The 26,626-nt window shown below is 68.0% G+C and carries 17 protein-coding genes, 1 tRNA gene and 2 pseudogenes; 10 read left to right on the forward strand and 10 right to left on the reverse strand.

Going from position 1 to position 26,626, the window contains the following annotated elements:
* Nucleotides 1-339: 339 nt before the first annotated feature.
* The 4 genes and pseudogenes from AB0I10_RS30620 to AB0I10_RS30635 all read left to right on the forward strand — a co-directional run.
* Nucleotides 340-1,590, forward strand: coding sequence for a DNA polymerase III subunit delta' (locus tag AB0I10_RS30620; RefSeq protein ID WP_363155923.1), 1,251 nt, complete (start codon nt 340-342; stop codon nt 1,588-1,590).
* 230 nt (nt 1,591-1,820) lie between these two features.
* Nucleotides 1,821-3,416 (forward strand): alpha/beta hydrolase, encoded by a 1,596-nt coding sequence (locus AB0I10_RS30625; RefSeq protein ID WP_363155924.1) that lies wholly within the window; start codon nt 1,821-1,823, stop codon nt 3,414-3,416.
* An 84-nt stretch (nt 3,417-3,500) separates the two neighbouring features.
* Nucleotides 3,501-3,574: transfer RNA gene (locus AB0I10_RS30630), tRNA-Thr, on the forward strand.
* 723 nt (nt 3,575-4,297) lie between these two features.
* Nucleotides 4,298-4,516 (forward strand): annotated as a pseudogene (locus tag AB0I10_RS30635) (hypothetical protein); the annotation flags it as partial.
* A 630-nt stretch (nt 4,517-5,146) separates the two neighbouring features.
* Here the strand turns inward: AB0I10_RS30635 and AB0I10_RS30640 are convergent.
* The 9 genes and pseudogenes from AB0I10_RS30640 to AB0I10_RS30680 form a co-directional block, all read right to left on the reverse strand.
* Nucleotides 5,147-7,261: a TIR domain-containing protein gene (locus AB0I10_RS30640; RefSeq protein WP_363155925.1), complete on the reverse strand. Its 2,115-nt coding sequence runs from the start codon at nt 7,259-7,261 to the stop codon at nt 5,147-5,149.
* 1,407 nt (nt 7,262-8,668) lie between these two features.
* Nucleotides 8,669-8,821 (reverse strand): hypothetical protein, encoded by a 153-nt coding sequence (locus AB0I10_RS30645; protein ID WP_363155926.1) that lies wholly within the window; start codon nt 8,819-8,821, stop codon nt 8,669-8,671.
* A gap of 506 nt (nt 8,822-9,327) precedes the next feature.
* A complete protein-coding gene (locus AB0I10_RS30650) occupies nt 9,328-10,965 on the reverse strand; it encodes an SUKH-4 family immunity protein (protein WP_363155927.1) in 1,638 nt (545 codons plus the stop codon).
* Nucleotides 10,966-11,001: 36 nt separating this feature from the next.
* Complete coding sequence (locus AB0I10_RS30655) at nt 11,002-13,092, reverse strand: hypothetical protein (protein WP_363155928.1); 2,091 nt, start codon at nt 13,090-13,092, stop codon at nt 11,002-11,004.
* Nucleotides 13,089-13,943 carry a nucleic acid/nucleotide deaminase domain-containing protein gene (locus AB0I10_RS30660; RefSeq protein ID WP_363155929.1) on the reverse strand — a complete coding sequence of 285 codons (855 nt, stop codon included), beginning with the start codon at nt 13,941-13,943 and terminating at the stop codon, nt 13,089-13,091. Before AB0I10_RS30660 ends, AB0I10_RS30655 begins: the two co-directional genes overlap by 4 nt.
* A 25-nt stretch (nt 13,944-13,968) precedes the next feature.
* Nucleotides 13,969-15,690, reverse strand: a complete 1,722-nt coding sequence (locus tag AB0I10_RS30665; RefSeq protein WP_363155930.1) for a hypothetical protein — start codon at nt 15,688-15,690, stop codon at nt 13,969-13,971.
* Between the two features lie 1,199 nt (nt 15,691-16,889).
* The gene (locus tag AB0I10_RS30670; RefSeq protein WP_363155931.1) at nt 16,890-17,045 is read right to left on the reverse strand and encodes a hypothetical protein; all 156 of its coding nucleotides are present in this window, start codon (nt 17,043-17,045) and stop codon (nt 16,890-16,892) included.
* A gap of 216 nt (nt 17,046-17,261) precedes the next feature.
* Nucleotides 17,262-17,689, reverse strand: a pseudogene (locus AB0I10_RS30675) (lasso peptide biosynthesis B2 protein).
* Nucleotides 17,686-17,943 carry a lasso peptide biosynthesis PqqD family chaperone gene (locus AB0I10_RS30680; RefSeq protein ID WP_363155932.1) on the reverse strand — a complete coding sequence of 86 codons (258 nt, stop codon included), beginning with the start codon at nt 17,941-17,943 and terminating at the stop codon, nt 17,686-17,688. Before AB0I10_RS30680 ends, AB0I10_RS30675 begins: the two are co-directional and overlap by 4 nt.
* Nucleotides 17,944-18,544: 601 nt before the next feature.
* On the opposite strand from AB0I10_RS30680, the gene AB0I10_RS30685 reads away from it, so the two are divergent.
* Nucleotides 18,545-19,849, forward strand: coding sequence for a M1 family metallopeptidase (locus AB0I10_RS30685; RefSeq protein WP_363155933.1), 1,305 nt, complete (start codon nt 18,545-18,547; stop codon nt 19,847-19,849).
* 408 nt (nt 19,850-20,257) lie between these two features.
* Nucleotides 20,258-21,103 (forward strand): AfsR/SARP family transcriptional regulator, encoded by an 846-nt coding sequence (locus AB0I10_RS30690; protein ID WP_363155934.1) that lies wholly within the window; start codon nt 20,258-20,260, stop codon nt 21,101-21,103.
* Nucleotides 21,104-21,122: 19 nt separating this feature from the next.
* Here AB0I10_RS30690 and AB0I10_RS30695 read toward each other — a convergent pair whose 3' ends face one another.
* Entirely contained in the window at nt 21,123-21,632 is a 510-nt protein-coding gene (locus AB0I10_RS30695) for a flavin reductase family protein (protein ID WP_363155935.1), read from the reverse strand.
* A gap of 182 nt (nt 21,633-21,814) precedes the next feature.
* Here AB0I10_RS30695 and AB0I10_RS30700 point away from each other — a divergent pair, with 182 nt between their 5' ends.
* The 4 genes from AB0I10_RS30700 to AB0I10_RS30715 all read left to right on the forward strand — a co-directional run bounded on the left by AB0I10_RS30700 (nt 21,815) and on the right by AB0I10_RS30715 (nt 26,605).
* Entirely contained in the window at nt 21,815-23,023 is a 1,209-nt protein-coding gene (locus AB0I10_RS30700; RefSeq protein WP_363155936.1) for an acyl-CoA dehydrogenase family protein, read from the forward strand.
* A gap of 1 nt (nt 23,024) precedes the next feature.
* Entirely contained in the window at nt 23,025-24,674 is a 1,650-nt protein-coding gene (locus tag AB0I10_RS30705; RefSeq protein ID WP_363155937.1) for an acyl-CoA carboxylase subunit beta, read from the forward strand.
* A gap of 127 nt (nt 24,675-24,801) precedes the next feature.
* The gene (locus AB0I10_RS30710) at nt 24,802-25,464 is read left to right on the forward strand and encodes a class I SAM-dependent methyltransferase (protein ID WP_363155938.1); all 663 of its coding nucleotides are present in this window, start codon (nt 24,802-24,804) and stop codon (nt 25,462-25,464) included.
* A 58-nt stretch (nt 25,465-25,522) separates the two neighbouring features.
* Nucleotides 25,523-26,605, forward strand: a complete 1,083-nt coding sequence (locus tag AB0I10_RS30715) for an LLM class flavin-dependent oxidoreductase (protein WP_363155939.1) — start codon at nt 25,523-25,525, stop codon at nt 26,603-26,605.
* Nucleotides 26,606-26,626: the final 21 nt, after the last annotated feature.

Below are 26,626 nucleotides of genomic sequence, written 5' to 3' on the forward strand. Positions count from 1 at the left end.
CCATATCCCGCCCCCCCCCCCCATAAATCTCCCCGGCCCGGGGGGGGCGGCGGCTGACCGGCCGCCCCCAGGCCCGTTTCCGGGCCCGGGAGGGGCGCTCGGCGGAGGCTCCGGACGGGCTCCCGGGATTCGCTTGTCAGTGGGTTGGACCACAATGGGTCAAACGCGGGCGTGGTGATGCGCAGGGCATGACGCGCGGCACGGCGTACGGCACGACCTGCGGTACGACCTGCGATGCGGGCCTACGGCACACGGCACGCACAGCAGCAGGACAGCGCAGGACGCAGGTCGGAAGACGGACGACGGACGACGGACGATCGAAGGGAACGGCGGGTAGCGATGGCGGTATGGGACGACGTGGTCGGCCAGGACCGGGTGACCGAGCAGCTCGCCGCGGCCGCGCGCGATGCGGACGCCATCGTGTCCTCCGACAGCGCGGCGGGCGCGGCGGCCGAGGCGCCGCTCGGTCAGCCGGCGGCCGCCGGGCAGACGGGCGCGTCCCAGATGACGCACGCCTGGCTGTTCACCGGCCCGCCCGGTTCCGGCGGGGCCACCGCCGCCCGCGCGTTCGCCGCCGCCCTGCAATGCGTCAGCCCCGACCGGGCGCTCGGTGGGGCCCCGGGCTGCGGCTTCTGCGACGGCTGCCACACCACCCTGGTCGGCACCCACGCCGATGTCGAGATCGTCCGTACGGACCTGCTGTCCATCGGCGTCAAGGAGACCCGCGACCTGGTCCGCCGGGCCTCCCTCTCCCCGGCCGGCGGCCGCTGGCAGGTGATCGTCCTGGAGGACGCCGACCGCCTCACGGAAGGTGCGGGCAATGTCCTCCTCAAGGCCGTCGAGGAGCCCGCGCCCCGTACGGTCTGGCTGCTGTGCGCCCCCTCCATCGAGGACGTCCTCCCCACCATCCGCTCCCGGTGCCGCCACCTCACCCTCCGGACGCCCCCGGTCAGCGCCGTGGCCGATGTCCTGGTACGCCGCGACGGCATCGAGCCGGAGGCCGCCGCCCGCGCCGCCCGTGCCACCCAGGGCCACATCGGCCGGGCCCGCCGGCTGGCCACCGACGAGCGGACCCGCGCCCGTCGCGCGGCGGTGCTCAAGCTCCCCCTGCGCATCGACGACATCGGCGGCTGCCTCAAGGCCGCCCAGGAGCTGATCGACGCCGCGGGTGAGGACGCCAAACAGGTCGCCGAGGAGGTCGACGCCAAGGAGACCGAGGAGCTGCGCGCCGCGCTCGGCGCCGCCGCCGGGACGGGCGGCCGGCTGCCGCGCGGCACGGCGGGCGCGATGAAGGAGCTCCAGGACAAGCAGAAGCGCCGCTCCACCCGTACCCAGCGCGACAGCCTGGACCTTGCCCTGATCGACCTCACCGGCTTCTACCGGGACGTCCTCGCCCTCCAGGTGGGCGCTTCGGTACCGCTCGCCAACGACGAGGTCCGTGACAGCATCCAGCGCATCGCCGCCGGCTCGACCCCGGAGCGCACGCTGCGCCGGATAGAAGCGGTGATCGCCTGCCGTGGCGCCCTGGACCGCAATGTGGCGCCACTGCTTGCGGTCGAAGCGATGACCGCCGCCCTACGCGCAGGCTGACGACGCGCTGACTCGCGCCGACACCCGAAGCCCTCCCCACTCCTGAAAGGATCCGATCACCCACAGCACCCACCCAGACACTCTCCGGCCCCACCCCCACACCGCGCACCTCCCCACTGCTCTCTCCACCGCGTCATCGAAGCCGAAGCCGAAGCCGATCCAGGGACCGAGACCGGTCCAGGGACGAGACCGATTCAGCCGATTCAGGGACCGAGACCGAGGGACCAACCATGGCCACCAGCCGCCTGTTCCGCACCACCTCCGCCGCCTTCGCGGCCGCCGCTCTGCTGATCTCCGGCTGCTCATCCGGGAATTCCTCCTCGGATACCGAGGCATCCCCGGGGCGCACGACGGGGACCGGCCCCGGGCGCGTCGCCCCGAGTGCGTCTCCCGCCCTCGGGCCCCTCCCCGCCGCCACACCGGCGAACCTCCGCCCGTACTACGACCAGAAGCTCACCTGGCACGAGTGCGGCGTGGCGGGTTTCGAGTGCGCGACGATGAAGGCGCCCCTGGACTACGCCAGGCCCAGTGCGGACACGGACCTGAAACTCGCCGTGGCCCGTAAGAAGGCCACCGGCCCCGGCACCCGGATCGGCTCGCTCCTGGTCAACCCGGGCGGCCCCGGCGGCTCGGCGATCGACTACCTCCAGCAGTACGCGCCCCAGCCGGCGCAGGTCCGCGCGCGTTACGACATGGTGGCGATGGACCCGCGCGGGGTGGCCCGTAGCGCACCGGTCAGATGCCTCTCCAACAAGCAGATGGACGCCTACACCCAGACCGACCAGACCCCGGACGATTCCACCGAGGTCAACACGCTCGCCACCGCCTACCGCGAGTTCGCGAAGGGCTGCGAGTCCCGTACCGGCAAGGTGCTCGGGCACGTCTCCACCATCGAGGCGGCCCGCGACATGGACATGCTGCGAGCGGTCCTCGGCGACAAGAAGCTCACCTACGTAGGCGCCTCCTACGGCACCTTCCTCGGTGCGACGTACGCCGGCCTCTACCCCTCCCACTCCGGCCGCCTGGTCCTGGACGGCGCCATGAACCCGGAGTTGGACTCCCGCACCGTCAACATCAACCAGACCGCCGGCTTCGACACCGCCTTCAAGGCGTTTGCCGCAGACTGCATCAAGAGGCGCGACTGCCCGCTGGGCACCAAGAGCACCGAGGACGCCGGCAAGCAGCTCTCCGCCCTCTTCAAGCAGCTGGACGCGCGCCCCGTGGAAACCGGCGAGGCCCGCCGGCTCACCGAATCCCTCGCCACCACAGGCGTCATCGCCGCCATGTACGACGAACAGGCCTGGCCCATCCTGCGCGAGTACCTGGCCCAGGCCAAGGACGGCAACGGCCGCGGGCTGCTCACCCTCTCCGACAGCTACTACGAGCGTGACCCGGACGGCTCCTACGCCAACCAGATGTACGCCAACCCCGCCGTGAACTGCCTCGACCTCCCGCCCGCCTTCACCTCCCCCGACCAGGTCCGCGCCGCCCTCCCCAGCTTCCGCAAGGCCTCCCCGGTCTTCGGCGACAACTTCGCCTGGGCCGCCCTGAACTGCGCCTACTGGCCGGTCAAGGCCACCGGCAAGGCCCACCGCGTAGAGGCCAAGGGCGCCGCCCCGATCGTCGTCGTCGGCACCACCCGCGACCCGGCCACCCCGTACACCTGGGCCAAGGGCCTCGCCGCCCAACTCTCCGGCGCCACCCTCCTCACCTACGACGGCGACGGCCACACCGCCTACGGCCGCGGCAGCGACTGCATCGACACCGCGATCAACACCTACCTCCTCGAAGGCACCACCCCGCCCAAGAACAAGCGCTGCACGTGACCCACCCCACACCCCTCCTCTGACCAGCCACTAAACCGGTTACAGACCACCCCTCAACGATGTGTAGACTGGGCCGCGCACCACGCCGCCTTAGCTCAGTTGGCCAGAGCAACGCACTCGTAATGCGTAGGTCTCGGGTTCGAATCCCGAAGGCGGCTCTGTTGAAACCCCAGGTCAGGACTCTGACCTGGGGTTCTTGCTTTTCGTGGTGGATGGTCCGGCCGTGAACGTATTCCTGACCTACGCATTGTGATGCGCAGGTCAGAGGTTTTGTTGGCCGGAGCGAGTTGCCCGGCGAACCAATGAGAGCGGCTTGACCTGCCGTTTCCGCTGGTTTGCTGACTTCGGGTCAGGAGTGGCCGGTGTTGCGGTGCGCCAGGGGAGCGCGTCGGTGCAGAAGCGGTGCACTGTGCCGCATGCGCGTTACCCGGACGGAGGGCTTATGGCGGGCTTCTTGGTGTTGTCGTTGTTGCACAGGTAGCGGCCAATGGTCCCGACCACGGCGACTCTCTGCGGCGGCTGAAATTTCTTCTTCTCCTGCCTCCGACAACGACTGGACCTGATTCGCGGGCTGCCGCCGGCGGCAGCCCTGGCGCCACGCACTTTGGTCGAAATCGACGGAAAGTCGCTGAACGGTCGGGGCTCGTATGCGCAGCGAGGTTTCGCGTCCGGAGGCTGGCCGCATACCCACGGACCGCTGGAAGCTCACCCTCGATGGCCTCGGGTCAGGCCTTGATCACCTTGATGCCCTGGCTGCAGAGCGTCAGGAGGTCTTCGGGGTCCGGGGTCGGACGGTGACGGTGGAGGGCGAGGCCGGGGCGGTGGCGGCCATGATGGCGTCGGGGCAGGTAGTGAATTGCCGCGCGGGGTAAAGACCACCCGTGGCCGACAAGCAGACCGACCTGCCTCGGGCTCTGACGCGCGAGGAGCTGCTCGCGCTGCCAGCGGCCGTGGACCTGCAGACGGCAAACCGTGCGCTGTCACTCAGCCGTACCACCGGGTGTGCGCTTGCCAAGCGAGGTCAGTACCCGTGCGCGGTCCTCCGCCTGGGCAATGCTTACCGAGTCATCACCGCGGACTTGCTCAGGGTGCTCCACATCGAGGTATCTGACGTATCAGAGCTTGATCACGCCGAGGATGCGGCGACTGTGATCCAAGAAGTGGGCGTGGGGCGCCCCTGTTCGTGCCACTGTTGCTGCTGTTGCGCATGTCGTTGTCATCACCGATGTGGACCGGGTGAGTGAGGAGCTCGTGTCTCCCGTGCGCCGTCTTGTCTGTGCCATGTCCACAGGCTGGCCAGCAGTGCTGACGGCAGGCGGCTCACGCAGGTGCGCCGCTTCGTGACCGGTGGGGCGAGTGAGGGAGCGCATGAGCGCCGTGCATGTTCCAGTAGCGGTTGAGCGCGTGACCGAAGTCAGTCGCGGTGTGCTCCAGGACCTGGAAATGCGGCTGGCGTCGGCGTAAATCGCCCTGTCCGGCGGCTGCGCTGTGCCGACAAAAGATGCTGCAGGCGATTTGGCCGTGCACACTGCCCTCCGTTGATCAGCAGTGCATGATGCTGGAGGTGCTGAGGCTCAAGCGCGTGCGTGACACGGAAGTCGACGCGACGTGCGGCAGTGGCCGGACGGTGTGGCATGACATGTGCTCGCCATGCGTGTCTCCTTGGAATTCACGCACCACGAACGTGTATGCGCTCAGGGAGGCAGCGGGTGAGGCCCGGCCGGCCTTGTTCACTCGGTGCCCGCGGCGAGCAGGTCGGCCCCCGAAAGCTCTCCCAGCGCAGTGGTGATGTCGGTGAGAGGTCCCCGCAAGGCCGATAGGGCATTGCGCATTTCAGCTGCGTGCTCCCAGCGGCGTTCGTGCTCGATGATGCTCATGGTGTCCGGCCGCGCGGCTTCGTGGACCTCCAGCGCCGGGTGCCACGTGCTGAGGAACGGACGCAATTGGTCGTTGACGAGACTGGCCACAAGCTGGGGGAGGCGCGAAGCGGAGGCGTTGGCGCCGAGGCGATGGAGGCCGTCCCGCGCTGTGGTGAACAGGGAGTGGAGTGAGGTAAGGGCTTCTCTGAGGGAGCCCTGGCCCTCGGCCAGGGGCTGCACTCCGACCCGTAGGGCAAGCTCGACCTGCAGGTCGAAGGCGACTGCCCGCTCCACATCGTTGGAAGAAGCCGGCGACTGGGAACGCACGGGGTACTCCTGTGCCGTTGTCGGAGTGTTTCGGCTCTCCAGGATAGGAGCCGGCAACGATTGCACCAGGGTGTGGAGCAGCGCCTGGCGCAGGTCCTCCTGTCTGGCGACGTCTTCGTCGTGACGGCGGACGGCTCGTGCGACGAGGGGGTGAACGCTCCATGCGTGGGCGTCGGGGGTCGATGGGCGGACGATGCCGTCACCGATCAGGGTGTTGGTCCCCTCTGCCACGCGATGAGCTGCTTCGGCGGGGCGAAGGCCGTCGACCAGCGCGAGGGTCTGTTCCAGTGGGCCTTCGCCGAGAGTGGCGGGGTGCACGATGGCGAGTACGCGCAGGATGTCGTTGGCGGCGGTGCGTGCCTTGATGCTGCGCGGCAGCAGCGTGGAGGAGAGCGGCGCTCGCACGGCCGACCGCTGAGGGGAGGAAGCGCGTTCCCAACGCAGCAGGACATCGGTGGTGTTGCTGTGCAGCAGCCGCCGCAGGCGCGACAGATCCTCATGGAGCATTCTCTCGGCGACAAGGTCCAGCGCCAGGGGATGACCACCGAGGTCACGAAGCACCTCGTCGGCGGCCAGACGCTCCGCTGGGCTCGTAGGCCGACGGCGTGAGGTGAGCAGATCGTAGGCGTCGGCGTCAGGGAGGGGGCCGAGGTCGAGCGCTTCGGTGGAGGAGCCGTAGTGGCGGGACCGGGTGGTGAGCAGGGTGGCGGTGAGCATGTGGGGACCGTGCAGCAGGGCCAGCTGCTCTCGTGACAGGCCGTCGGGGACGCCATCGAGCACCCACAGGCAGGGCTTGTCGCGCTCTCCCAGTGCGACGGCCAGATGGCTGAGCAGCGTAGGCAAGGACTGCGAGCACGCATCGATGCCGAGCGCTGAAGCCACGGTACGCACCTGACCGAAATAGCTCTCCAGCGTGCGGTCGGGCGCGTCGCAGCCGACGTCGTGCAGGTCGAACCAGTAGATCCCGCCGGGGAACGAGGGCGCGAACTGCAGCGCGTACTCCTGCACCAGCAGCGATTTCCCGATGCCTGGCATCCCCCGGACCACCGCGGTACGCCCATGGCCCGCCTGAGAGACCAGAGGCGCACGGTGACGGTGCAACGCCGTGTGGAGATGCCATTGCTCGGCCAGCCGACCGGTGAAGCGGCGGGACCCGGACGGTATCGGAGCGGGCAGCCATCTCAGGTTTGCCGGACCCGGGGTGCCCCCCAGCGGGCCTTTCAGATCCTTGACATAGGACGTAACGCGATCGGCCAGCAGCTCCGCGGCAGCCTCGCCTCTGATACCGGGCCAGTGTCGGGCATCGCGCAATTCCAGCGGGTGCACATGGTCGGCGGACTGCTCGGGATTGATCACCAGGACCCGGCGCCGAGGATCTCCCTCGCGCTGTCCGGCCAGGAACGCATATGTCAATTCCCATTGGCAGGCGCGTCGGCGAGGGTACTCCTGCGAATACAGCGCAAGGAGAGCTTTCGACCTGGCCAGCGCATGAGAGATGGTGGCGGTGATGCCGGCGAAGTCTTCGACCGAGGTGTCATCCACGAACACGCGCAAGCCACGGCGGCGCAGAGCGGGGACCAGGGGTTCCAGCACGTCGGCGTCGGACCGGCTATAGCTGATGAAGACGTCCCAGTCCTCGTCGCCCGTCTGCCGATCCATCCCAGTCCCTTCTCATTGCGGTGGCCCAAGGCAGTCTGCCCGACCGGTGATCCGGTCCAGTATCGTGGCAGCCCAGGCTGGGGCGCGACGTGACGTGGGGGGATTGCGTGCCGAGGAGGAAAGGCATGGGCCGACCGGCGGAGGTGGCTGTCAAATTCACTGTGCCGTTCGTCGGAGAGATCAGCGGCACGTGGCGCCCGGATGACGCCGAGCGGAAGGCGGCCTGGGAACTGTACGTCGAGTTGATCACCCGAGTGAGCGTGATCGAACTCGGCCCGGCGGAAGGCGTCCTGCGCGAAGCGCTCTCCTCGCACTACACCCTGTTCAACACCACACGCGAAATCCTGCGCCGCTACGGCCCGGACGTTGCGCCCCGTAGTCGGCAGGGCGAGATCACCTTCGGGTCGCTGGCGGTGACGGTCCTCAATGCGGTCGTACGTCCACTTCTGACTCGCTGGCACCCCGCTCTCGCGGAACACGAGGCAGCCAGACCGCCCGGCGTAGCCCCTCAGCAGCATGAGCAGGGGTGGGAACACGAACCCGAGCTTCGGGAGCAGCTTCGCGTCTCCCGGGAGGCGTTGGCCGAGTTGGCACGTGTGCTGGCCGAAGTCGCAGGTGCTGCCGACCTTTTGGTCCCCCGACCACCCCGGCCTCCAAATCAGCGGGGGGGGGGTCTTAGGAAGCGGGGATGCCCGGTCCCTGGGCAACGAAGAGCCGTCGTAAGGGTGGGGCGCTGTTCGCTCGGTCCGGGGCGAACGGCTGCCGAGTCGGTGACTGATGGTCGGGCGCGGCACCTGGCGCACGCAGGGCCGGTGATCAGGTGCTGCGGTCACGTAGCTTGTTTCGCCGCCGGAGCTCTCTTGCGGACCTCCTCCCAGCGCGCTTGAAGGTCGGCGAGATGCCCAGTTTCAGCGTCCTCCGTTGCTAGCCATGCGCTGTCACCTGCAGCGCGAAGCGCTTGCCGGTAGGCATCGAGCAGAATTTGCTCAGGCGACGGTGATTGAAGGGCGGAACGGTGTCGTCGCTCTCGTGCGTCTCTGTGGAGCCTCCATGCGGCGAAGGTTGCTAGTAGAGCGGTGCCTGGTCCTAAGAACCATTCCATGGGTCCCTCCGAGATGCTCAGCCGAGCATCGGTCCACGCAGGTCTGTTTCAACAGCGCGCCAGAGGCCCTGCGCTGCCGTTGGGAGATCGCGCAAAACGATGGGAACACATCTTCGATCTAAGCTGTGCAGGACTGTGTCGTGCACGGGTAACGGCCTGTGCCCTGGCGCACCTTGAGCGAGCCTCGGCGAGGTGGAGGAGCTGCGGCTCGGCTCACGGAGTGTGCAGGTCCAGGCATTGTCGAAGCTTGGAGAAGGCAACTGCGCCACAGGTGCACAGCCGACCCACGCTGACGTGGACCGCGCTTAGCTGCCTCGCATCAACTCTGCGTAGTGGTCGACGGCTTGGTCGTGTAGTTCGGCCTCGATCGATGCTACGACAGCCAGAGCCGCCCGGTCGATCACGTCCGGATCCAGGACTTCGAAGAGCTTGTCCCCGTCGATGTCCAGCGACAACATTTGTTCGAGCAGCTTGCGTAGAGCGCGCCCCTGCTGCTTCCCAGCGCCGGCCTCCGGGGGCGTGGCGGCGGACTCTCCGAGATTGGCTTCGTCAAGGTGCTCCAAGGCGTCTCGGGCGTTCTTCAGTGCTTGGTTCTCCTGCGGTGCGGGTTCCCCCCCGCTCCTTTGCCAGGCGTGCCCGCCCGAGTGTGATCGCGAACCACCACCCGTCACGATCCCGCACCCCCTCGCAATACGTAGGTCTCGGGCTTGAATTCCGATGGCGGCTCCGCCGAAACCCCAGCTCAAAAACCTCTGCGCTGGGGTTTCTTGGTGCAGCGGATGCGTCGACGAGCCGAGGTCGGACAGCCTCGCTCCCCGCGGTCTCAGTCGCGGCTGCGGGCTGGGGTATGAGACGTCTTCTTCCATGGCCGCGGTGGGGACGTAAGCGCAGGGGTAACTCGCCCACGCTGTCTGCGAAGTCGAACCAGCTCTGCGAGAGCATGGGGCGGCGTGAGCGGCGCGGCTCACATCCCCGCTTCGAGGTCACTCAGCGCGTCGGCCCAGTGCTCGGAGCTGTCCGACGCGAAGGCGATCTCGTCGATCGCGCGTAGGCGTTGCTCCAGTCGCTCGGCCCGTACCTCCTGCGCGTCACCGCCGTACTCCGGCTCCTGCTGTAGAGCGGCCAGCGCGAACTCGTAGGTGAAGGTGACGAAGGCGGCGAGGCTGCTGTTGACCGGCTGGGCTTCCTCGTAGCCGGTCTCCGCTCCGACCACCTCGACCGCCCCCGTCGGGCTGAGCACCAGGTCGTCGTCATGCCACGTACCCAACCAGTGGTATCCGTCGAGACCTTCGGGCACCGGCCGGGCATCGGGGTCGTCTGGATCCACCGGGCCTACGCCAACCTCTTCCAGCGGGGCCAGACCGTCCGTGGCCAGGTCCTGGTCCAGAGTCAGGCCGGGGAATGGTGCGAGGGGGAGGCTGACGTCACACAGCACCTCGCGGTTGGGTGCGGTGGTGTTCCCACTCAGGTGGCTGTCCGGGAGCACGATGACCTGGTCCGTGCCCCAGAGCTTCACGAGGTCGGTGTGCGACGGCTGGCCGGATGTGTCGGGTGCGGCGTCCTCGTCGCTCTTCTCAGGCGTCGAGAATCCGGTCAGGTCGAGTTCGGCATGTTCCTCCGAGCCGGATGCCAGCCGGTCGGTGTCGAGACGCAGGGCGACGGGGCCGGCCAGGGTGCCGAGCAGGAGCAGCCCGTCGGTGGTGAGGTGAGCAGTGCGTGTCCAAGCGCTCACGCTAAGGTCGAGCAGAGTGTCCCCGGAGTCTGTACGCAGCAGGTGGACGCCGTCGCCGTAGGCGCAGGCCACGAGGGGGAGGCTGGTACCCCCCACTTCGACCAGGGCGGCACTGAGGTGCAGTGGCCTGCCGGGAAGTGGCTGTGCCTCGCCGAGTGGTTCGCCGGTGCGCGGATCCCACGCCTGAAGGCGGGATCGGGAGTCTGCTGTGACTACGGCGTCCGGCGAGCCCACCACTCCTTGTGCCCACGTCATCCGCACGATGTCGCTGTTCAGGGACGTCCACCTAGCCACGACATGGCCGCTGTCCGCTTCGTAGGTGCACAGTTGCGCGCCGTCGCTCACCACGGCATGCGGCTTGCCTCGAAGGAGACCCGCGCAGAGACGATCCGGGCTCCCCAACGCCGCCAGCCGCACGTCGGCGAGGCACGCCTGAGATGCGGCGTCCCAGAGCTTGATTCCCTGGAAGGGGTGCGCGGTCACAAGCAAGGGCTCGGCCGAGCCGGTGACGGAGGCGACGAGCCGAATGTCGGCGGACGAGTCCTCTGAGTAGCGGTGGCGGACCTGTCGCAGCGGCTCGATCAGGTCGTTTGTGCCGGCTCCGACGAGTACGGTCGGGCCGGCGACCAGAGCGAATGTGTCCTGACCGGCGTGACAGACCATGGGAGGTGCTAGCCGCTGACCGGTGACGGCCTCCAGGACGTTCAGCCGGTGCGGTGTGGTGAAGCTAATGCTCGCGTATACCGTTCGGCCCTCGTGCGGGACGGTTTGAGCGGCGATCACTGGGCCCGGCCAGCTGGTCCACGCGTGGGGCGCGGCGCCTTCGGCGGGCCGCAGACGGGCCCATAGCGGAGTGAATGGCGGGGGCATTGCTGTCTCCAAGCCGGTTCTTGTGGTCTGCGGAGCCTACTGGCCGGGGGCGCTGGTCGACGGTGCCGCCCCCGCGATCGTATGCAGCAGGTCGAGGTCGAACGCCAGCCGGAGGCGGGAGCCCCCGAAGTCGACGTCGAGTTCGCCCTCGGCAGCGGAGCCGATGGCCGTGATGTCCGATCCGAACCGGAGCTCCGCTAGCGTTGATCCGTCGTGCAGGCGAGCCACCCACAACCGGTCGCCTGCTGTGCACGCGCCCAGCGGGTCCGGAGCCCCTGTAAGGACGCATAGGAGCTCTGCTGCCTCGTCGGTGCGGACGATTGGGCGCAGCAGCCGGCCGTCGTCTGGGCTGCGGACCTGGAGCAAACCTTCGCGGTCCGCCACCACTACGACCGGTACGCCGTCGAGGAGCGTGGCCTGCGCAGCAGTACATGGCGTCCCGTGCAGCGTCCACGCAAGCACGGGGGTGCCACCGGCTCTCCGACCTATCTCCACGCCGCCCGTCCCGGTGACGACGACTTCCTCCAGGGCCGATGTCTCGGTGTCCGTGATGGTGATATCAGTGCCCTCAGATTCCCGGGCGGGTTGAGCGGTCCGCTGTGCGGGAAGAAGGCCGAGCGCCCGGAACGGCAGCCGATCGTGCGCGGACGCGACAGCAGCCGCCAGACGGGACAAGCCGTGCTGAAGCGCGGCGACTTGAAGCCGTGCGGTTTGATCGCGTGATGCCGGATGCAGCAAGGCGAGGACTGGACGCAGAGCCACGGCAGCGGGTTCGGCGGCGGAGTCGACAGCGGCACGGAGCTCGTTGAGGTCCGCTTGCAGCAGCACATCAGGGAAAGCGAGCAATGGCCCGAGGGCTCCAGGAACGGCAGCGGCCTGCCGGATCAGCGTCGACAGCAGCGCTGGGTCGGTCCTGGACCAGAGCGGGCACGGTGTTCCGTCAGCCTCCGGCTCTACAGGCACCTGTCCCGCGAGGGAGTGAGCGAAGGTTTTGCGGGCTTGACGCTCTGTTTCCTTGGGCCGGAGGGCGAGAAGCGCCGTGCCGACGGCGGGGTGCCGCAGGCGGTACCGACCCGCCGACGGATCGGCACTGCTCTCGTCGGGCCGATCCGAGTGGAGCAGTACTTGAGACCGCTCACGGACTGTGTCGAGCTCCCGCGACGTGACCTGGCGTCCCGCCACAGCGGCGGTCGCCAGACGCCAGAGCTCGTGGTCAAGCCCGCTGGGCCCGGCGAGCGCGAGAGCGTACAAGGCATCCGCAACGAGAGGGAGGTCGATGGACAAGCGTCGCAGGTGCTGCACGACCGCGTCATGGATGTTGCCGGGCAGTGAGCCCGGGAAGGGGGGAGCCTCCGCCGCAGTGAGGGACGCCTGTTCCAGTACGAGGAATTGAGCCAGTAGGAATTGGGGGTACGCGGCCTCGGCGACCGAAGTGGCGAACAGGCGCTGCTGTTCGTCATGGCGCTGCCCGGTTTCCATTCCCCCGGCGTAGGCGCACAGCGCTGCGACGTAATGGTCGAAGGCCGCCCGATCCGTCCAGCGAGGTTGGTCGATGTCTACGATCTCGCAGTCATCGAAATATCGAGCCCACTCCGGCGCGCCTTCGGTTACCAGGCGCAGGTTCGGTAGCTTTGCCATGGGGGCGAGCAGCTCCTCGATGACGCGAACCGCATGCCGATCACCCGGCACGGGGCCCGCCTCATCCAACTCGCCGAGCACCACGCACACGGGTCGCTCGTCAGCAGCGAGAACCGACAGCAGCTCACCTGCCGTGGCGGCCTCGTAGCCGAGTTGCCGGCCGAGGGCTGCCGCGAGGTCGTCGGCGCCCCGGCCGCGCGCGCCAAGTGCCGCGTGGAAGATCGGGCTTGCCGGGTGAGTGCTCGCCCCGTCGTCTTGCTGACGTGAGTGACTGAGAAGGAAGAGCCAGGTGAGAAGGGTGCTACGCCCGCTTCCGGGGGACCCCGTCACATAGAAGGTGCCACCGGCGGGCGTAGCCGTCACGAATTCCAGAAACGCCTCCGCAACAGCCTGACGCCCGTACGGGAAGCTCAGGTCGGTGCCTTCATCGTCCGTCGTCCCCAATTGCCCGGTAGCGGGGTCTCCAGGCAAGGAGTCGGTGTTGGTCACTCTTCTGACTCCTCAATGAAGGTGAGGAGTTCGCGTACGCCCGCCTCGCGGTCGTCAGCACCGGGGCCGTAGTCGAAGCTGTACGTGACCTCGGCCTCAGGGAAGGTGGCGGCCAGCCACTCGGCGCAATAGCAGCCAGGCAGCGAGCAGGGCGCGAGATCGGTGTGGACCCGGGTGACCGACGCTGGCTCCATGCCTCGCTTCAGCAGCTCCGTACCCAGGCGTCGCGATACGTGCCCCTGCCCGGGAACGGTGTAGCCGGAGGCTGTGCGAACCGCCCCCGTGGCCGTCCGGAACTCGATGATCCCCGAGGCATCGACCGACGCGGTGAGACGGAGGTCATCGGTGACCAGCGGCCACCAATTGTCTTCGTCGGACATCGCCTCGGGGTCGAGGGCGGCAAGGCAGTTCTGAAACTCCGTAACGGCGGTAACCGCGTCCGGGCCGATGGGGTCGGACGACAGATGTCCCAGGAGCCCATCGAACTCGGCCAGTGCGGTTAGCCATGTCTGCGCGGTGCTGTTCACCAGACGCGTCGGATACGTAATTCCGCAGGAAGCCGAGAAGACGCCACCTGACGGCGCGTAGCAGATGTGCGAACCACCGTCGTAGCCAAGGCGCCAGAACGTGGTCGCCTCCCCGACTGGCTGGGAAACATTCGCGTCCCGTGCGTATTGCGTGAGCAGCGCAGGCTCGTCGGCGGCCTGGAAGTACGGGCCGACCGTCTCTGGTACTCCGGATGCCACGAGCAGTTCGCTGACGGACGAGGGCAGCCCGAGGTCTCCGAGGAGCCTCGAAGGCCAACGGCGTACTGGTGGCTTAGCCCGCCCTCCGGGGACATGCGTGGTCATTCAGACTTTCCTCCGCAACTGCGTTTCAGCTTCGCCGGTTGATCGGCGGTTTCCCGAAGACCCACCGGAGATGGTCTTCCAGGTCGCGGTTACCCTGCCTCTTCGACCCCGGCGTGTGGTGATCATATTCGAAAGCGTAACTCCGTTCGGCGCCCGGGAAGTAATGCCGGGTCCAGTCGTTGCAGTTGGGGGTTCGCTGATTGCAGTAATCGCGCTCGGAATACATACGAGTGACTTTGATCTTGCGTTCGGGGCCAGGGTCACGGCCCTCCGCGATGGCCTTCTCCCGCTCTTCAGCATGGCGCTTCTGCTGCTCCAGCATGGGAACACCGACCACACGTTCCGAGTGCACCCCATCGCTGTGCCCGATCTCCACATGCCGCTGACCGTGTTCGTCCTCGAATTCGAAGGCCGCATAATTCTTTTTGGACTGATCCCCATCGGCCCGCCGTCGTTCGTTCACTTTGACCGCCAGATCGTGCGTCCGTGGGTCGACCTTCGTGGCGTCCTGCTTGGGATTACGATCGGCATTTGGCGGTAGCGGGAACTTGCTATCCTTCTTGCGACGCTTCGGTTTCGGCCTGTCAGTTCCGGAACCGTCGGACGATCGACTGGCGCGGCGTTTGGGTGCGCCACCGGATCCCCCATCTTTGCCGAGGCCCTTGAAGTGGTCGGCCAGGCCCTTGTCGTTCTCGTGATGGTTCTTGGCCATCTGCTTGACGCCACGGGCCATGTTGTCATCGAGGTGCTTGGCGGTCTTCTTGGCGCCGTCCTCGATGCCGTCGATGACTTTGTCGAGCATCGTGTTGGCGGCATCGGCGATGGCGTCCTTGCCGCGGGTGCGGCCGTGGTGGCTCTTGGCCCGGCCGATCTTTCCGCCGGCCTTATTACGGAATGTGCTCCCCGCGCTCTCCAGGCCAGTCACGGCGCGGTCGTGTTCATCCGGATCATGACTAAACCCGCCACTTCCACCGGCACCGCCGCCACCCCCGGAGCCGCCGCTGCCCCCCGATCCTCCGGTGCTGCCGCCGCGGCTACCACCGGCGCTGAGAAGTTCCATCGGGTTGTCAGCAGCCGACTTCGCGGAGTCCTTTGCGTTCTGGACGCCCTGGGTGAAGCCTTCCTTGCCGGCCTTGGCCGTCTGATTCAGGTCCACGCCCTCCTGGACGCCGAGGGCATTTGCGCCGAGCTGGACGACCAAGTCCCCCACCATCGCACCGAGGGCCTCCTCGACGGGCGTAAGGGCCATGCTGATGACCTGTTCGGCGACTTGCTGACAGACCTCTTTGAACAGCCGCTTGACGATCACGCGGGTGGCCTGGGTGGCTGCCAGCGCACCGAGCTCGGAAAGACCGAAGGTGAATGGGGCCGCGACCTGTGCGGCGATCACCTCTGCCGCAAGGATGCCCAGCTGAACGAGAGCCCCGATCTTGGCGCCCTCGATGAGGGTGGCGACGCCATCCATGGCGGTTGCCGCCATGCGGCCGCAGTCGGCGAGTCCCTTCAGATGCTTGCCGTTGATCTTCCCCCAGTGAGCATTCAGTGCTTCGACGGCCAGTGAGCCACCAGCCGAGCTCACCAGGCCCTGGACGGCGGTGTGGGCCTCGTTCGCGCCTTCGTCGATGTCGTCGGCGAACTCCCGCATGGCATTGGCCATCTCGCGGTAGTCGTCCTCATCCACGTTGGGCCACGACACACCGATCAGGTCCAGTACCTCATCCGCCCACCCGGGCAGCACCACGCCCACTCGAAACAACACCCCCCGTAGAACATCTGTCTGTTGATCAGATGTTCTCAGCTGGATAAACGGTTCCTCAAGTGCGCAATGAGCCGTCCGCCATGCGTTTCCTGCTCCTGGAACTCATGAGCTGTTTCGGGGGATTGATCGGTCGCGCGCACCATCGGCAAGGCATGAAGTCAACCGGCGGATCGCTGAGGCTTCGGCGCAACTGACTCAACGCCACTTACTACGCGGCACCGACCTACAAGATCGTGAGTTCAACAAGTGCGTGGAGGAGACCGGCGTCCAGCCGCTCGACTCAGGCGGCGGCCGCAGGAGGAGACGATGAACCCGTCAGAGCTTGTGCCCGGCAGCATCCGGTACGCCCCGAGGCTGGCCCGGTCGGTAGCGAGAGAGCGGTTTTGCGAGGACGAACTCACTACTCACGTGCGGACCGCGCTCCTGGATTTCGCGTCGGAGACTCCCGACAACAAGGACGCCGCTCAGCGCGTCGCGGTGCTGCCTGGGGTCCGATGACCAGGACTCCGCCGAAGGCCAGTGACGCGGTCGCCGCTACGGTCGCGAGACGCCTGAACTGACGTACCATTAGATGTATGCCCCCGCAATTACTGAATGTGCCTGTGGGGCAACCGCGTTGAGTCCCGGCCGCGCCCGCCTTGATGCGCGGTCCCACGCGTCAGGTGATCGCAGCGTATCGAGGCATGGGCATGTCATGAAATCGGCTACTTGGTGCCGAGGTGGTAGCTGACCTGCGGCGGCTGGTCCCACGGCGCAGTCACTCCGCGGCACGTGGGTCTTGCTGGCGCTGGCGCTGGGTGCTGCCGGGCTCCGGGCTCCGGGCTCCGGGCTCCGGGCTCCGGGCTCCGGGCTCCGGGCTCCGGGTGAGCGTAGCGATGCAGAAGCAGGTCAAGCCCGACTCCTGGCATGTTCGAATCCCGAAGGCGGCAGGGCCTCCATCTCCTCGTTCGTCTCGGCGATCTCCTCGAACGTCATGTCGAGGTGCGGGATCGTGCGGCGGTCGAGGTGGATGTGCCCGATGCGCGGTACGAGATGGGTGAGCCCTTGAGAGGGCCCGCCGTGAATCGGCGGGCCCTCGCAGGTGTACGGGATGTGCTCGTGGCTGGTTCCGGGTGGGACTTCTTGGCTGACGAGGTGGTGAGGCGGCGCCGCGGTTGGCGCCGCGGCGCTGATGAACGAATCGGCGGTTACAGGATGAGCCCCAGTCCCAGCGCAGGAACCATGGCGGCGTTGATCTCGGGACCTTCGGCGGAGGCTTGGGCCGGTGCGGCAAGGGCGAGGCTCCCCAGGGAGAGCAGAACGGCGGTTGCCAGGACGGTGAATGAACGGCGGATGTGCTTCATTGAGTCCTCTCGCTGCGTGCGGACTGTGTGCGGACTGCGCGCGGTACGCACGGCGCGTGGTCGGTGTTGAGAGGCCCCGGGGCCAGCGGATCGATCCGGAAGGAGGGGTTCCCCTGCTTCACCTGTGCAAACACACAGTCACTCTCGTGAAGGATGGGGCGCGGGGGACTGTTGGTGATCCCCACTCCGTAGCACGCTCTCGGATCGGGCCGGCTGTCAGGTTCGGGTCCGTGTCACCGGCGGGACGGAGATCAGCGGCCGGAAGTGGCCCTTCGGGTGGGCCTCGCCGATGAGTTGGCCGTCGGCTTCGACCCAGGTGTGGGCGGCGAAGGGGTGGGTGCGTACGCCGGTGCACCAGGTGGGCCAGGCGCCACGGGTCGGCAGAGCAGCGCGGCGGCGATCGAGCGTTGCAGGCAGGCCTGTCCGGCGCAGCGCAGGCTGACCGAGACGACCGCTTCGCGGGCCGCGAGGGCCTGGGCGGCCGTCGCCGGGGTCGCGCCGCGGCGGGCGAATTCCAGGACGGTGCGCAGCCGGGCGGGTTTGGCCCTGGCCGGCAGGCGGGCGGCGCCGACGGCCGGCAGGGGCATGATGCGGCGGTGCGGGGGCAGCCGGCGCCGTTCGGCGAGCGCGACGGGCATGCTCACGCGATCACCAGCTCCGCGGTACGCAGCTGCTCGATCACGGCGGTCACGTCGCGCTCGGCCTGGTGAGCATCGATCTTGTGCCGGTCCGTGACATCGGCGGCGATGCGCACGGGGTCGTGGCCGTCGAGGAGTCGGTGCAGGACGTGGGCGCCGGTGGTGTTGAGCTGCCAGTACCGTCCGGTGCGTTCGTCGAGCAGCACGGTGCCGTCGTCGGTATCGGTGGTGACGACGTCAGGATGAAGATGAAGGCGCATGGGCGTCGAACCTCCAGGCAGGGTCGGGTGGCGGCACGCAGCCAGGTTTCGCGGCCGGCACATCGGCCCGGTCAGCGGCAACGTCCACATCGTTCACCCGGGCGTGGAACACCCGGCGCAGTCCGGTCACGCTGCCGTGGACGCGCACCTGCCCGTCGACCGAGGCCACCACATGGCAGGAGCCCGGCAAGGCCGCCGCCAGCCCGTCCACATCGGACACCGTTCGCACCCGTGCGGCCAGATCGGGCAACCCACAGTCGACAGCTCTGCTCTTCCGTCACAACCTCCTCTAGTGCAACGGGAGTCAGCTGACCACCATTGGCAACTCGGCATCCAGATCGGCTACTTGGTCGAACGATTTGGCGAGCAGGTCGGTCGTGTCCCTCCCGGCCGGCCACACGCAGGTCCCGTGCCGCTCATGAGCGGGGCAGTCGAGCGCATATCGCGTCAACGCGCGTAGTTGAACGGTAAGTTGTCAACAGGGTGAGCGTTTTGCGAGCGGAATCTTGAGTACCGCTCCAGCTCGCGTCGACCAGCGACCATGAGGCTGTGCGCAGCGGCCGAAACCGGCCGGTGCGGCATTCCGATCAAGGGGTGGAACATGGACGGATACGGGGGTTCCGCCGGAGCGGCGGGTGTCGGGGACGGTTACTTCCCGCTCGGCGGCAATGGCGGCTACACCGTGGACCATTACGACATCAAGGTCACCTACGACCCGGCGACCGCCCGGCTCAGAGGCGATACGACGGTCAGCGCACACACCACGCAGGCGCTGTCGTCGTTCCATCTCGATCTGCAAGGACTCGCGGTCTCCTCGGTGGCCGTCAACGGCAGGTCGGCGTCCTTCGCGCACAAGGGCCAGGAGCTCACCGTCACCCCCGCCGCCGCGTTGGCTCCGGGCGCGGCCTTCACCGCCCGGGTGCGGTACGCCGGTAAGCCGCAGCCGCTGCCGAACCAGGGCGGCTGGACACCGACCTCCGACGGGTCCTTCGTCGCCAACGAGCCCAACGGGGCGCAGACCTGGTTCCCGTGCAACAACCACCCTTCGGACAAGGCCACCTTCGCCGTGGCCATCACCGTGCCGAAGGGCTACACCGCGATGTCCGGCGGCCTGCTGAAGGCCACGACCACCGCCAAGGACATGACCACGTACGCCTGGGTCGAGACGGTGCCGGCGACGACGTACGCGATCACCGCGACCATCGGCAAGTTCGACTTCAGCGCCTACACGACGCCTTCCGGCATACCCGCGTACAACGCCGTCGCGCCCGCGCAGGCCGCGGCCGCCGCTCCGGCGCTGGCGCAACTCCCCTCCATCCTCGACTGGTTGATCGGCCTGCTCGGGGCGTACCCGTTCGCGTCGACCGGTGCGATCGTCGCCGACCAGCCGCAGATCGGCTATGCGGTGGGCACCCAGGGCCGCCCCCTGTTCAGCTCGGCACCCAGCACCACCCTGCTGGTGCGTGAGCTGTCCCACCAGTGGTGGGGCGACTCGGTGACGGTCTCCCGCTGGCAGGACCTGTGGCTGGAGATGGGTTTCGCGACCTACACGCAGTGGCTCTACGACGAGCAGCACGGCGGCCGGACCGCTCAGCAGGCCTTCGACGAGAAGTACGCACTGCCCGCCGATGACCCGCTGTGGAGCGTCCCGACCGCCGACCCGGGCGTCCCCCAGCTCTTCGGTAACGCGGTCAACATCCGCGGTGGGATGGTGCTGCACGAGGTCCGCAAAGCGGTGGGCGACGAGCCGTTCTTCTCGCTGCTGAAGTCCTGGGCGGCCGCGAAGAGGCTCGGCAACGTGAGCACCGCCGAGTTCGAGGCGTACGCGCGGTCCGAGACCGGGGTCGATCTGAATGCGGTCTTCGTCACCTGGCTGCACACGGCGGGCAAGCCGGCCCTGGCGTAGGCCGTTGCCGCCGGTTTCTCTCCGTCATCCGGACACTGTCTCCGGCATTCGAACTCTGGCAGGGTGTTGAATTCGAAGCTGGCCGACGGCATGGGGCTATTCTCAGCGCAAACATCCAGGTGGTCGGCGGAATTTGGGCCGGCCAAGTAATGTCAAGGGTCGGTTTCAGTCATACCTGAGCTGTCTAGGTCTGGAGCTGGGTGATCCTTCCCATCGATCCCCGCGTATGTTTTGATCGAGCATACGGGGGTGGGTGAGTGATAGCAGACTCGCCCGGGATTTCGCTCGATGGGGAGCGAGGCAGAGCAGAGGCCCCCAGTTCGTGAACCTGTCCGCGGAGTAATTCCAGAGTTCAGCGCAATGAGGGTTCACTCAGAATTCAGCAGAGATTTCCTACGGGGGTAAGTGATGCATATCGGATTGCTCGGCCCGATGACGCTCAGTCACAACGGAATGTCCTATCTCCCCACGGCCCAGAAGCCCCGGAAAGTGCTGGCGCTCCTTCTCATGCAGCCGGACCGCCCGGTCAAGGTGGAGTCCCTGGTTGAGGAACTCTGGGAAGAGAAACCGCCGGCGAGCGCCATGACCACCCTGCAGACGTACATCCTGCAATTGCGGAAGGCACTGTCCCACACGCTGGAGATCACGCCTGCCGCGGTCGCCGCCGACTGCCTGGTGACCGAATCCGGTAGCTACTCCTTCCGCATCGGCTCCGCGGAGCTGGACCTCACCCAGTTCGAGGACAAGACCCGGGCGGGAAGAGTGGCGCTCGCCTCGGGCGCCGTGCGGCGGGCCGCCACGTTGTTCCGCGAGGGGCTGGGGCTGTGGCGGGGGCCGGTGCTCTCCGACGTACGCCCCGGTCCGCTGCTCGGCATGTACCAGAGGCGGCTGGAAGAGCAGCGGCTGACGGTGCTGGAGCAGCGCATCGAGGCCGACCTGCGGCTCGGCCTCCATCGCGAGGTGCTGAGCGAACTCACCGAACTGGTCGCGCGGAACGAGACGAACGAGACGCTGCACGCCCTGTTCATGATCGCGCTGCACCGGTCGGGGCGTCGGGTCCAGGCGCTCGACGTCTTCCAGCAGTTGCGCTCCTACCTGGTGTCGAACCTCGGTGTCGACCCGTCGCCGAAGCTTCACCAGCTGCAGCAGTCCATCCTCGCCTCGGACCCCGCTCTCGATTTCGACGGGCAGCGCGGGCTGCGGGAGGACGCCCTGTTACCGGCCGGCGCCGCCCCCGGGCAGGTTGCCTGCTGAGCGACGCCGTGCCCAGGCCTCAGATGAACTGACCGAATCCGCCGCGGAAGAACAGCAGCGGACTCCCCTCCGAACGGGCTTCGAGGAGGCGCACGGACCCCACCACGATGTGGTGGTCCCCCGCGCTGTGCACCTCCTCGATGGCACAGTCGATCCAGGCCAGTGAACCGTCGAGATGCGGCAGGCCATGCGGTGATCCGGTCCACCGGACGCCCCGGAACTTCTCACCGCCGCTCCGTGCGAACCTCTCGCAGAGCTGCTCCTGCTCCACCTGGAGCACATTCACACAGAAGGCTCCGCTCCGGGCGATACGCGGCCAGCTGGTCGATTTCTTGCCGACGAAAAAAGCGACCATCGGCGGTTCGAGGGAGAGCGAGGAAAAGGACTGGCAGGCCAGGCCCACCGGTGTGTCACCATCCATGGCCGTGATGACCGTGAGGCCGCTGCAGAAATTTCCCAGTACCCGACGGAAATCCTGGCTGTCGAAATCCTGAGGGCGGTTCTCTGTCTCGGTATTACTCCGGGGCATACGATCCTCGCAGTGCTGACGGATGACGGTGGCCGGGAATTTCTTTCCTTGCCCTGGAGCATGGCAAGCCTTCCTCGAAGATGGCTGGAGTATCGGCTCTCCAGTCGGTGTCGAGTCGCCCTCTAGTCGACGGTGCCAGCTTTTCAGCTGTTGTACGCCGGACAGGGAGAGAGGGAGATGCCATGAGTCATCACGTCTTCGAGGCTGCCGAACTGCTTTCGGAAGCGGGAACCGTCCGTGATCTCGCCGCGCGGCACGCGGCCGATGCGGACCGCACCGGCAGCCTCTCTCCCGCTGTTGTCCGCGCGGCGTCCGAGGCCGGCTTCGCCCGTCACTTCGTACCGCGACGGTGGGGCGGCAGCGAGGGCACCTTCGCCGCGCTGCTGGACGCCGTGGCCACGGTGGGGGAGGGCTGCGCCGCCACGGCATGGGTGGCCTCGCTGACCAGTAGCGCAGCCCGTATCGCGGCGTTCCTGCCCGAGGAGGGGCAGGCCGAGCTCTGGGACCGGGGCCCCGACGTGCTGATGTCCGGGGCTCTGATCCCCAGCGGCCGGGCGCGGCGGGTGGACGGTGGCTGGCGGGTGAGCGGCGAGTGGCCGTACACCAGCGGCGTCGGCTTCTCCGACTGGGCGCTGGCCTGTGCGCCCGCCGCGGCGGGCCAGGACTCCGCGCCCTATTTCTTCGCGGTGCCCAAGAGCGCGTACCGGATCGTCGGAACCTGGTTCAACGTGGGCATGCGGGCCACCGGGAGCGACACCCTCGTCCTCGAAGACGTCTTTGTACCGGGGCACTTGGCGGTCCCGCGCAGCGCGGTATGGGACGGTGTGCCCTCGGCCGCGGCGCCGAACCTGCGGGTGCCGATGAGGTCCGTGAACGGGCTGACGTTCTGCGGGCCCGTACTGGGGGCCGCGGCCGGCGGTCTGGACGCGTGGTCGGCCTGGATGTCGCAGAAGGCCGACATCAGCATCGCCACGGCCCGTGGGCCGGCGCGCGAAAAGCCCTCGGTACAGGTCGCGCTGGCACGTACCGCTGGGGAGATCGACGCCGCGCGGCTGCTGTTGGAGCGTGCCGCGCGGCTCGCCGACACGGGTTCCGTATCGCCGGGGGGAGTCGCCCGCAGCGGCCGGGACTGTGCCCTCGCCGCCGATCTGTGCGTGGCCGCGGTCGACCGGATCTTCCGTGCCGGCGGGACCCGCGGACAGTCCCAGGACAACCAGATCCAGCGGGTCTGGCGGGACGTCAACGCGGCCGCCAGCCATGTGATGCTGCAGTTCGAGGTCGCGGGCGCCGCGTACAGCGAGCAGCTGTTCCGGACCCTGGCCGGGAACGCGGACGCGGACGTGAATGTGAACGCGAACGGGGCCGGGGCCGCCGGGGCGGTGGCGGTCTGAGATGAGCATCGTCGAAGAAAGCCCGGTGGGGAGCCTCCCGGTGACCGCGGCCGCCCGCCCGGCGCCCGCCCGGCAGCCGGTGCGCCCGGCCGCCCGTATCCCGGCCATGCGCGAACGGAGCGCCGAACTCACCGCGTTACGGCGGAAAGTGCGGGACGGGCCGGACCGAAAGGCCACCGACGCCCAGCACGCGAAGGGCAAGCTGACCGCACGCGAACGGCTCGACCTCCTCTTCGACCAGGACACCTTCACGGAAGTGGAGGCGTTCCGCAGGCACCGGGCCACCGGTTTCGGCCTGGAGCGGAAGAAGCCGTACACCGACGGAGTGATCGTCGGCTGGGGGCTGGTCGACGGCCGGCCGGTCTTCGCCTACGCCCATGACTTCCGGATCTTCGGCGGGGCGCTGGGAGAGGCACACGCCGAGAAGATCCACAAGATCATGGACATGGCCGAGGCGGCCGGCGCGCCCCTCGTCGGACTCTGCGACGGAGCCGGGGCCCGCATCCAGGAAGGCGTCACCGCCCTCGCCGGCTATGGCGGCATCTTCCAGCGCAATGTCCGCAACTCCGGGGTGATTCCCCAGATCAGCGTCATTCTGGGCCCGTGCGCGGGCGGCGCGGCCTACTCACCGGCGCTCACCGACTTCGTGTTCATGGTGCGCGGGACCTCGCAGATGTTCATCACCGGACCGGATGTGGTGCAGGCGGTCACCGGCGAGGAGATCACCCAGGAGGGCCTCGGCGGCGCCGATGTGCACGCCGCCACCTCCGGGGTGGCCGCCTTCGCCTATGACGACGAGGAGGACTGTCTCGCCGAAGTCCGGTACCTGCTCTCGATGCTCCCCGCGAACAACCGCGAACTGCCGCCGGAGGCACCGGTATCCGACCCGGCGGACCGCCGCTGCGAACCGCTGCTGGACATCGTGCCCACCGACGCCAACCGGTCGTACGACATGCGGCGGGTGATCGAGGAGATCGTCGACGACGGTGACCACCTCGAAGTCCATGAGGCATGGGCACCGAACGTGGTGTGTGCCCTGGCCCGGCTCGGTGGACAGGTGACCGGCATCGTCGCCAACCAGCCCGCGAGCATGGCCGGCGTACTGGACATCCACTCCTCGGAGAAGGCGGCCCGGTTCGTCCAGCTCTGCGATGCCTTCAGCATCCCGCTGGTCACCCTGGTCGACGTACCCGGTTTCCTGCCCGGCATCGGGCAGGAGCACGGCGGCGTGATCCGGCACGGGGCGAAGCTGCTGTACGCCTACTGCAACGCCACCGTGCCCCGTGTCCAGGTGATCCTGCGCAAGGCCTACGGCGGTGCCTACATCGTCATGGACTCCCGCTCCATCGGCACCGACCTGTCCCTGGCCTGGCCCACCAACGAGATCGCGGTCATGGGGGCAGAGGGTGCCGCGAACGTCGTCTTCCGCAGGGAGATCGCCGCGGCCCCCGACCCGGCGGCGGCCCGGCAGCAGCGGATCGAGGAGTACCAGCGGGAGCTGATGCATCCGTATTACGCCGCTGAGCGCGGCCTCGTCGACGATGTCATCGACCCCGCCGAGACCCGCTCCCGGCTGATCGGCGCGCTGGCGATGCTGCGCGCCAAACATGCGCCGCTGCCCCAACGCAAGCACGGGAACCCACCGCACTGACCGGCGCGGGACCGCGTCCCCGGCCCTTTCGAGCTGGGTTTGAGCGGCCTTCAAGGCAGTTGGACAAGGCTGTTGCCGCGGATGAGACGGCACACGGCACATCGAAAACCGACAGAGGGAGAGACAGATGACTTCTCAGGGCATGCCCACGGAGTTCTTCGAGGCCGCCTACCGGGGCGAGAACGACGGCGGCCGGCCGGAGGGGCAGCAGGACCGGGACGCCACCGCTCCGGTGTGGGATCTCGGTGAGCCGCAGCCCGTCCTGGTGGCACTGGAGAAGGACGGAAAGGTACACGGCGATGTGCTCGATCTCGGCTGCGGCACCGGCGACTTCTCCCTCCACCTGGCCCGCCTCGGCTACACCGTGACCGGTGTGGACGTGGCGCCCACCGCGATCGACCGGGCCCGGCAGAAGGCCGAGCGCAACGGCCTGACGGCGACGTTCGAGGTCGCGGACGCCCGTCGGCTGGACGGACACGTCGACGCCTATGACACCGTCGTCGACTGCGGACTGCTGCACAACCTCAGCGCGGCCGACGCACCGGCCTATGCCGCTGCCCTCCAGCGCGCCACCCGCCCCGGCGCCCATGTGCACGTCATCGGCTTCTCCGACGAGCTCCCGGGCGACTGGGGGCCGCGCCGCCTGACCGAGGCCGACTTCCGGGCCACGTTCGCGGCGGGCTGGGAGCTGGAGTCGCTGAAGCGCATCGAGATCGTCGGCTACACCGGTGACAACGGGGCGAAGCCGATGACCCTCCAGGCCTGGCTGGTCACCGCCCGGCGTCTGTGACCGGACGGACCACTGTTTCACCGACAGATCCACCGACCAGAGCCACCGAGGGGTACCGATGGAGTTCGGAGTCAATTTCTTCCCCACCGTCAGCCCGGCGGAGAAGAGCGCTGCTCAGTATTACGAGGAATGCCTTCACCTGGTCGCACTGGCCGAGGAACTGGGCTATGCGCACGTGAAGACCGTGGAGCACTACTTCTTCCCCTACGGGGGGTACAGCCCCGACCCGGTCACCTTCCTCGCGGCGGCGGCGGCCAGGACCGAGCGGATACGGCTCATCACGGGTGCGGCCATTCCGGCCTTCACCCATCCGGTGAAGCTGGCGGGCAAGCTCGCGATGCTGGACAACCTCTCGCACGGACGACTCGACGTCGGTTTCGGACGGGCCTTCCTGCCCGATGAGTTCGAGGCGTTCGGCATCCCCCTCGACGAGAGCCGGGAACGGTTCGCGGCCGCCGTCGAGGCGTGCCGACGGCTCTGGTCCGAGGAGAACGTCACCGTCGACACCCCGTACTTCCGGTTCGGACCGGCGACCTTGCTGCCCCGTCCGTACCAGAGCCCCCATCCGCGCATCCTCGTGGCGGCCGCCTTCACCGCCCAGTCGTGCGAGACGGCGGGCACCTCGGGCTACGGCCTGATGCTGGTGCCGTCCATCACCTCCCGGGAGAAGGCCCAGGACATGATCGGCCGCTACCGTGCGGCATGGACGGCGGCCGGCCATCGGCCGGGCGGCGAGTCCGTGCATCTGAGCTACGACTGCTACCTCGACGAGGACGGCGACCGGGCCCGCCGCGACGGCCGGGTGCACGCCGGCAACTACCAGGAAAAACTCTCCGACGCCGTGCAGGCGTGGGGGCGCACCCGCAGCACGGTCTACGAGGGCTACGAGCGGCTGATCGAGCAGGTGAAGAAGCTCGACTACGACGAGTCGGTCAGGGACAACAAGATCCTCGCGGGCGATCCCCAGGAGGTTCTGGCGCAACTGCGGCAGATCCGGGACGCGTTCGGGGAGATCACCGTCAGCCTCCACACCAACGCGGGGCTGATGCCGGTGGCCGACGCCGAGCGGACGATGCGTCTCTTCGCGGAGCACGTCATGCCGGAGCTCGCCGGATCCGCCGGACATACCGCGCGGGTATAGGGCTCTAGCGAGGGAGTATTT

Source organism: Streptomyces sp. NPDC050636 (genome assembly GCF_040654775.1).
Classification (GTDB): domain Bacteria; phylum Actinomycetota; class Actinomycetes; order Streptomycetales; family Streptomycetaceae; genus Streptomyces.